Origin of the sequence: Caballeronia choica, assembly GCF_001544535.1 — a bacterium.
GTDB lineage: Bacteria > Pseudomonadota > Gammaproteobacteria > Burkholderiales > Burkholderiaceae > Caballeronia > Caballeronia choica.
In genome coordinates this window covers 1-8,177 of sequence record NZ_FCON02000230.1, presented here as the reverse complement: position 1 = coordinate 8,177, position 8,177 = coordinate 1, and the positions used below count along the sequence as shown (strand labels likewise).

Below are 8,177 nucleotides of genomic sequence, written 5' to 3'. Positions count from 1 at the left end.
GTTGAATGCGCGTTGCAATTGCACAATGCGAAAAGATCGTCGCAATAGCCGCGCAGTTAGAGGAACGCGGCTTCTGCGGACGTGTATTTCAGCAACCTGTTAAAAAACAGTACTAGGAAAAGCGCGAGGCGTCGCAGGTCAGATCGATCGCTTGATCCACGTCAAGCGGACGACGTCGCGTCGGCGGCAGCATGATGCGACTGGAACACAGGAGCCTCTGTCGAGGACGGTATGAACCAATTCGCCCGACGCGTTCTCATTATCCTTTTCGTTGCGGTCGCTGCCGGATGTACCTTTGCGCCCGTCAACCGGAACCCTCATGCAGACAAAGCGCTCGAGCCGGTGTCCGTCGATCTGCCCCGCTACATGGGCCGCTGGTACGTGATATCGAACATCCCGGTGGTGGACGAGCGCGACTATGTCGGAAGCTGCGCCACGTGGACCCTGCGCGAGGATGGACGTATTGAGGATGCTGTGTTGGGTCGCAAACATGGCTTCGATCAACCCGAGACGGGCAGCGTGTTCATCGCCAGGCCCGAACACGGTGCACGCAACTCCGTGTGGAAGATTCGTCCGGTGCGGCCGTTCGAGTTCGTCGTCCTCACGGTGTACCTAGATCCAGACTACGAGTACACGGTGCGCGCAACGCCGGACAAGAATTTCGCGTGGATTCTGGCGCGCCATCCGGAAATGCGTGAGGAAACCTACCAAGCCGTACTAACGAGGCTCGACGCCATGGGATTCGACATTGCGCGCTTCAAGAAAGTAGTGCAATTTCCCGAACAGATTGGCAAGCCGGGGTTTCATAGCGTTCGCTAGGTATGTGACCGGTTGGCAATGCGCATGTGGGCGTCTACCTACATCACCGCCTGGGCGCGTACATCAAGTCTGCCGTCGTTGACTGATATCGCCCGCTGGCTCAGCGATACTGAAATCCAGCGAGGCGCGCTTTGCGGCGCCGAGCCACCGGCGCAACGCCGCTTAACGCTGCGTAGTCTATCCGAATATTGCTGCCCGAGGAGGAGTGGAAGTGGCCAGCCAGCGATTTCTGTCGATACAAGAGATTTTCCACCAGTCCGTCGATTAGCTGTTCGCACAGCGCGGAGCGGGTTGCTGCCGCAAGGGCTAGCGACCGGACACTCTCCGAATACACCCGATACGCCGCGCCACCATTCATTCGTCGGGCGACTGCACAAGCGCGATCGAAGGTGTGTCAATACGGTTCATCGATCCAAATGTTGCAGGGCGTCCCCCATACATGGAGCTAGGCGTGCGCGCGCTGCGCCGTGCGCTTGAGCAGGAACGTCATCGTCCTTGACGTGCGCCAAGCGCGCCACGCCGATGGACGCGACGCTTGTAGTGCTCTCACCACGGCGCGTTCCATCGGATGATAGCGATGGCTAGCTTCCGACCCGCATCTTGTTTCTTCAAAGATTTTCACGACGCGACGAAGACGGGATGCTCGCGCACAATTAGCGAGCGCCGCGACGGGACTCGAACCCGAACAAGCCGCGAGACAATTGCGTGCGCAGGGACCGAACGACGTCGGACGCGTAAAGCAGCAATGCGTGCTACGTGAGCGGGTCGGTCGGTCGATCAATCCTCTCTACGTCCTTCTTCTATCGTGTGCCGCAGTAACGGTCTATCTGGACGATCGCCAGGCTTGCCGAAATAATGCTTCCGTGGATAGTTTTTGCGGGACGCTGGGCGCAGTGTTTGCCAGATGCTTTTTTCCGAGCCAGCGACACATCGCCTAGCTTTACCTCGACGGCGTGAAAACTACACATGTAACGGCCGCGAAATCTGCTACGTGGCTTTCTCATCACGTGTCCGATGGAGGTCGGCGAAGATCCACGGCTTGATTGCCTCTAACGTCGATCAAGCGCTTACATATGACGAGGTGTCACCCGTCGACGGCGTGCCGCCGAGGAACCCTCTTCAGTAGCGCGCGCTGGTAAGGCGCGAGCGTCTTACGAAGCAACTCGAGGCTGGGCGGACCATCTGGTGAGTTGCATATGTACGGAGCGTCGTTCAGGCGAGTTAAATTGACTTGCATCAACTGAAGCCAAGGTGCAACGGCCCATATTGAAAATGCAGGGAAGGGACAAGACCGCCGCGAGTGCTCGAGAAATTCGCGAGATCGTTGGCTCCCAAGCGAAGTAATATGCAATTGAGGCAGTTGCATTGCTGCAGCCTGAAGAAAACCTCTTGGTGAGTTCGAACATGCCTTGCGGCAGTGATCGATGCAAGTGCTTGACATCCTGGACGGCGAAATTCGGGAATTTTATTGTCTATGATTTGGCCCCGCAGAAATAGTTGCGTCGCGTGGGCGACCGGTGATCGCTGCAATCAGTGCGCCCGCTCGGATGGTGGTCTCAGAGCGAGGGCGGTGTCGGTCTCGCCGATATAACAAGTCCGAGGTCGCTGGTCAATCGCGGACGCCGGCCGTTGAGCGACAAGTGCCTACAAACTGAAATCAAGGCTCGCCCCGCGCATTGATCTCCCGAACTGGACTGTGCCTGTGACACTTTGCAACGCAGTGACTTCCGAAAGTGAACCGACTGCTGGTGGTATCGAGAACAAGAATCTTCGAACGTTGTCGGAGATGTTTGACGCTGCTTGTATGCGCTACCCGGACCGTCCGGCGTTCACTTCATTCAATCGTACACTAACGTTTAGCGAGGCCGGTCGATACGTGCATCGCTTTTCGGCTTTTCTTCTTGATGAAATCAAGCTAAATGCGCAGGACCGCGTAGCACTCATCCTTCCGAACGGACTGCCATACGTCGTCGCATTCTATGGCGCGCTTCGGGCCGGGCTCACGGTGGTGAATGTCAACCCGTTCGCTACGCCCCGCGAGATCCAAGTGCAGCTTGACACGACACGCGTTGGTGCGATCGTCGTGCTGGAGAATTTCGCCTATAAGCTCGACGACATCGTTGATCGAAATAAAGTACAAGGAGTAGTGTCGGTCGCGGCGGGCGACCTGCTTCCGATCCCTACGCGGGTCGGAATCGATTTCCTGCAGCGCGTTGTCCGCGACTCGATCCCCCCGACAAAGCTTGACCTTCGGGCATTTCGTACCGTTCTCTCGCATACCCCCAACCTGGAGCGAAGCCGTCCGAGCGCTGGTCTGGACGATGTCGCGCTGCTTCAATACACCGGCGGCACGACTGGAACACCAAAGTGCGCGATGCTTACTCATCGCAACCTGAGCGCAAACGTCGAACAGATCCGAGGGTGGCTGGGTGAGGAATTCTGCTCCGGGCCGCAGACGATCGTTACGCCGTTGCCGCTCTTTCACGTGTTTGCCTTGACAGCCAGTCTGCTGACATTTGTCGCGCTCGGCGGACACAACGTGCTGGTGACCGATCCACGCAAGCTTCGTGCGCTCGTAAAAACATTGGAACACGCGCGGCCCACGGCACTCATTGGCGTCAACTCGCTCTTTGATGCAATGCTGCGGGAGCGGCATATAGGATCCATTGACTGGTCTTGCATGCGTCTTGTTATCGGGGGCGGCGCAGCGATTCAGGCGCCGGTGGCACAACGTTGGCTGGCCAAAACAGGAACTGTCATTATCGAGGGGTACGGACTAACGGAGGCATCCCCGGTCGTCTGTGCAAATCCGGTGAATGCGAAAGGGTTTTCTGGATCCGTCGGTTACCCGTTGCCCGCAACTGAAATCAGCATTCGTGGCGACGATAGCGCGGCCGTCGCACCCGGGGAGACCGGCGAAGTCTGGGTGCGCGGTCCCCAGGTCATGCGCGGATACTGGATGAACCCGGACGAAACTGCCAGGGTCCTGTCGTTCGAAGGTTGGCTGCGAACCGGAGATATGGGTTACCTCGCATCCAATCAAACACTTGTCCTCGTGGATCGAATCAAGGACGTAATCATTGTTTCCGGCTTCAAGGTGTTCCCCTCGGAAGTAGAAGCCGTAGCGTGCGCGTGCCCCGGGGTTGACAATGCGGCGGCAGTCGGCATACCCGACGAGCGAACAGGCCAGGCGGTAAAGCTAAGCGTGGTCCGCTCCGCGGGCGATGTTACCGCCGACGCTGTTTTGAAGTTCTGTCGGGCGAATCTCAGCATTTACAAGGTTCCTCGATTCATCGAATTCCGCGATTCGTTACCAACGAATCAGCTTGGTAAAACATTGAGGCGTGCATTGGGTTGAAGAGAAGGGCGCCAACGCGTACAAGCACAATCCTGGACGAGCTGGACATACCGTCAGGTCGGCCGACCGAGAAGCTTTAGTTCGGTCGGAATACCGGGTAAGGCCCCATACGTTCTGGTTGACGAACTCAGGAGTGCTTCTCTGCTGTGATTTCGCCAAGAAATCACAGCAACGCGAAAAGCGAACGGCAAAATGGGATCGGCGCGAGTTTTGCCGATGAGTAAGAGAATCGCCACCGAAGATTCCGATCGCGCGTGCAAGCGCGGCTTCACCCTGCGAGCGCGAGAATGCTTACCCGGATGGAGGCGATGGCTATGGCGGCCTGCAATATCAGGCAAGCTGTTCAATGTCCGTGTCGACACAACCATTCCCGGACATGAACTGGTGTCCAACAACGAGCACGACGAGGATGTGTACGTTGCAATCCGGGACGCATTCTAGGATGCAACTCGCATGCTCGAAGATGCGGTACGAAAGCGACGAGGTCAGATCAAGCAGCATGAGGCACGTATCCCGGAGTAGTCGTGCATCTTGACGGGGAACAGGGATATGGTTTGATCATCAAGCCGCTGCGGGTACTGGAGAGAGTCGCGACCATGAAGATGCCGATCAACACGTGATGCGCTCGCGTTTCGATCTCAGGGCCCTCGCGCGGTTGCGGCATCGCGGCCAGTGGAGCTTTGCCACGGGGCCGCGAAAGTATTCGCCGATCCATCGATCGTCGCAGTTCGCGACTCCCAGGAGCGGTCCCACGGCAATCACGCGCTGCGGTGACAGCATGGCGACACGGTCGCAGATCGCGCATAGCGTACGAGATCGCGTGACGTGAAAGACCGTGAGCCTGAGCGCGTCGCGCAACGTATGGATCAACTGATCGAAGGCGGATGCGCTGACTGGGTCGAGCCCCGAAGTCGGCTCGTCAAGAAACAGGATCTCCGGATCGAGGGCGAGCGCGCGGGTCAGCGCGACGCGGTTGATCATGCCACCGGAAAGTGGCGCCGGCGCCTTGGCCATCGCGTTGGGTGGCCGGCCGACCAGCGCGAGCTTGACGCGGGCAAGTCATTCGGCGGCAGAGCATGCAAGCGCGGTAGGTTCGATCAGCGGCAGCGCCCCGTTGTCCAGCACGCTGAGCGACGAGAACAGCGCGCCGCGCTGGAAGAGAATGCCCATGCGCTCTTCTGCGCGCATGCGGTCGTCCGGTCGCAGTTCGGCGAGGTTCAAGCCAAACACGCGGATAGAGCCGGCGCCGAACTTTCATAGCCCAACGATCGATCGCAGCAGCACCGACTTGCCGCTGCCCGAACCGCCCACCACGCCGGGGATTTCGCCGTGCATGACGTCGAGGTTCAGGTGTTTTTGTGTACGATCTGCGTACCGAAACAGTTTGATAGGTCGTGCACTTCGACGACCGACTCGTGACGCTCGTTCTGGTGGTAGTGGTTCACCAATCCCATCTCCAGGAAAAAGAGGGCGGCAATGGCATCGAGCAGGATCACGACAAAGATCGATTGCACGACGCTCGAAGTCGTATGCTCGCCAACCGACTGCGCGCTGCCCTCCACGCGGAGGCCTTCGAGGCAGCCGATGCACGCGATCAGGAACGCGAACACGGGTGGTTGCTCATCCCGATGAAAAAGTGCCGTTTCGGTCGCGCCAAGAAACGTGAACCGCGCCATGTTTTCGAGTGTTTTTCGACGTGAGCACCAGGGTGAGCACACATTGACGCAGTCGCAATTGACCGAATCAGTCACATCGATCGGAACGCGCCGCATTCGTTTGATCTGAGTCAGGCGCCGCGCCATGCGCGAGCGTTATGCTGCGCGAACTGAATGTGCGCTACGCGCCTGGAGGGTGAGCCATGGAAGCAAACAAGAACACGGCGCCGAAAGCTGGTGGCTTCAGGCGCATCGTTCTTTGCGTGGATTCGGAAGCGTCCCGATGCGCCGCCAAGTTCGCGGGGCGTTTTGCGCAGGCCGGTACCGAACTCACGATTGCCGCTGTGGCGCTCGACCCGCATCTGCTCGCACCGCACGCGGCGCTCTCCGGGTTGGATTTGGACGTCGCACATAGGAAGTTGCTGGAAGACGCGGAGCGCGCTATCGCGGAGTCGAGCAGTGCGCTCGCAAATACGGCGGCTTCCGTGCGAACTCAGGTGATCGATCTCGCGAACGAAAGGGCCGATGTCTCGCATGCGCTCGCCGAAGAGGCACATGAGGACCGCGCGGATCTGATGATTGTCGGTACCCGACAACAGCACGGCCTGGCGAGGTGGTTCGAACCGTCAGTGGCAGACAGGCTCAGTCAACTCGCACCCTGCGCGGTAATCGTGGTGCCCGCAGGATACGCTAGCACGCGCGAGATCGGCACTCAGCGCATTCTGTTCGCGGTAGACGGCAGCTCTACGTCGCTCGCGGCGGTGAACACAGGCGCCACGCTCGCGACGCCCGACACACTAATACGTGTGGTCTATGTCGTGGATCGCGCGATACGCTACTGCGATTTCGTGCCCATGACACTGCTCGAGGACGCCTTCGTCAAGGAGGGCGAGCTGGCGATCGCGGCCGCGGCAGCACGGTTGGAATCCCTGCACAACGTCGCACGCTCGCTGGTTTCGGCTGATCCGATCAGAACCGACATCAGCGCCGGCGACGTTTCGCATGCGCTCTTGCGCGAAGCCGAACGCTGGAACGCCGATCTCATCGTGATGGGAACGCACGGCAGGCGTGGGGTGGCGCGCGCATTCTTTGGCAGCGTCGCCAACCGGGTCGCTAGCCTCGCCACCATTCCGTTGTTGCTGGTTCGCGAGTAGCGCGATGAGAACGCCCTGAACGCGGTCTAAATCATCAGCGGGGCAGGTGGGCAAAAGGGTAATGGTTTCTGGGACTCGAGAGCATCCAGCCACTCGTGCCGGCGGCCTCGCAGGCCTGCACCTGCGGACGAATGGCGTACGCGCCGAATGCGCGATGATCGAATGCATAATTTCGAAACTCCCGGAGCCAGGGCCTGAACGGCACGCCCTGCGACCCTGTAGCCGCTCGGCCTCTTCAAGCCAGCGTCTGACGCGCATGCGATGCCCGCGTTCGCGCGTTGGCTGATGGCTCTTCTCCGCTCGGTTGATGCCACGGCTACCCGGCCTGCGTCGCCCCGCTTTTACCTGATGAGCCAAGCCCTTGCCGAACTGTCTCATATGTTGCGCGTTCATCGATCGGAAACTTGGTTGATAAGCCTTGCCCGATAGTCGGTCTACGTTGGTCCGACGGCCAGCTCCGAGCCTGTTTTATGAGCCAGCCGACGTAATTGTCGTCGACGTCGGCGGTGACTGCACCAACGCGGTCGCTGTGGAAATAATGATCAGCTACTCCCTGAGGATCACGCATATTCGCGAGCGCGCGATCATGAGGCTATCCTTGGAGCCGATGAGGAGCGAATCGGCTGTGAGCAAGCTAGGAATCGACCGCCGCGATTGATCGACGATCGTCAATTGACGTAATATATTGGAGCTTGACAAGGTCTGTTCGAGCCGAATGCCTGTTCCAGCGCGTGTTGCGTTCCCGCCCTGTGCTGCGCAAGACGTCACCAGACCAGCTGGGCAGCTGTCCGGCGGCAAAAGCCGAAATCCCGAAGCTTGGGAGCGGGGATCAAACAAATCCCACATGGACGCTAATCTTCAAACACGACGTGCACCATTGAACTGAGCGAACCGCAGCGCGCGGGTCGGCGCGGGTCTACCGGTAGACGGAGCGTCGTTGCGAGCGTTGCCAAGTTGGCGTAAAGTAGATGCCAAATGGCAGGAGGCCGTGATGAGCATTGCAGATTCCGTGTCCGCCGATTCTTTGATGGGGGGACGCTCGGTGTTTCCCCGGTCGCCCCGATCCGCATTGGAGTGGATCGCAGTGGTGCGCCACGGTATTTCGGCGCGCGCACTAGCAGGCCGTTGAAATATCCGTCGTTGGCGCGCTAAGGCGCGTTGCGACGGATGCTGAACTCGCATTTCTGAAAC

Annotated in this window: 8 protein-coding genes and 2 pseudogenes; 5 read left to right on the top strand and 5 right to left on the bottom strand. The window is 59.2% G+C overall.

Annotated features, from left to right (window positions below; genetic code table 11):
• Nucleotides 1-231: 231 nt before the first annotated feature.
• From AWB68_RS40570 to AWB68_RS50185, 4 genes and pseudogenes are all read left to right on the top strand, one after another.
• Nucleotides 232-819: a lipocalin family protein gene (locus AWB68_RS40570; RefSeq protein WP_087649808.1), complete on the top strand. Its 588-nt coding sequence runs from the start codon at nucleotides 232-234 to the stop codon at nucleotides 817-819.
• A gap of 614 nt (nucleotides 820-1,433) precedes the next feature.
• Nucleotides 1,434-1,757 (top strand): cation-transporting P-type ATPase, encoded by a 324-nt coding sequence (locus AWB68_RS51735; RefSeq protein WP_087649807.1) that lies wholly within the window; start codon nucleotides 1,434-1,436, stop codon nucleotides 1,755-1,757.
• 782 nt (nucleotides 1,758-2,539) lie between these two features.
• Nucleotides 2,540-4,177: an AMP-binding protein gene (locus AWB68_RS40560; protein WP_235028780.1), complete on the top strand. Its 1,638-nt coding sequence runs from the start codon at nucleotides 2,540-2,542 to the stop codon at nucleotides 4,175-4,177.
• Nucleotides 4,178-4,510: 333 nt separating this feature from the next.
• Nucleotides 4,511-4,615 (top strand): annotated as a pseudogene (locus tag AWB68_RS50185) (HPF/RaiA family ribosome-associated protein); the annotation flags it as partial.
• 171 nt (nucleotides 4,616-4,786) lie between these two features.
• Here the strand turns inward: AWB68_RS50185 and AWB68_RS51235 are convergent.
• The 4 genes and pseudogenes from AWB68_RS51235 to AWB68_RS49115 form a co-directional block, all read right to left on the bottom strand.
• Nucleotides 4,787-5,191 (bottom strand): ATP-binding cassette domain-containing protein, encoded by a 405-nt coding sequence (locus tag AWB68_RS51235; RefSeq protein ID WP_327384252.1) that lies wholly within the window; start codon nucleotides 5,189-5,191, stop codon nucleotides 4,787-4,789.
• A 45-nt stretch (nucleotides 5,192-5,236) separates the two neighbouring features.
• The gene (locus tag AWB68_RS51230) at nucleotides 5,237-5,398 is read right to left on the bottom strand and encodes a hypothetical protein (protein WP_327384250.1); all 162 of its coding nucleotides are present in this window, start codon (nucleotides 5,396-5,398) and stop codon (nucleotides 5,237-5,239) included.
• Nucleotides 5,399-5,431: 33 nt separating this feature from the next.
• Nucleotides 5,432-5,512, bottom strand: coding sequence for an ATP-binding cassette domain-containing protein (locus AWB68_RS51225; protein ID WP_327384255.1), 81 nt, complete (start codon nucleotides 5,510-5,512; stop codon nucleotides 5,432-5,434).
• A gap of 113 nt (nucleotides 5,513-5,625) precedes the next feature.
• A pseudogene (locus tag AWB68_RS49115) lies at nucleotides 5,626-5,819 on the bottom strand (ABC transporter permease); the annotation flags it as partial.
• 216 nt (nucleotides 5,820-6,035) lie between these two features.
• Between AWB68_RS49115 and AWB68_RS40545 the strand changes: the two are divergent.
• A complete protein-coding gene (locus AWB68_RS40545; protein ID WP_087649805.1) occupies nucleotides 6,036-6,986 on the top strand; it encodes a universal stress protein in 951 nt (316 codons plus the stop codon).
• Between the two features lie 34 nt (nucleotides 6,987-7,020).
• Here the strand turns inward: AWB68_RS40545 and AWB68_RS40540 are convergent, their stop codons facing one another.
• On the bottom strand, nucleotides 7,021-7,191 hold the full coding sequence (locus AWB68_RS40540; RefSeq protein ID WP_087649804.1) for a putative glycoside hydrolase: 171 nt from the start codon (nucleotides 7,189-7,191) through the stop codon (nucleotides 7,021-7,023).
• Nucleotides 7,192-8,177: the final 986 nt, after the last annotated feature.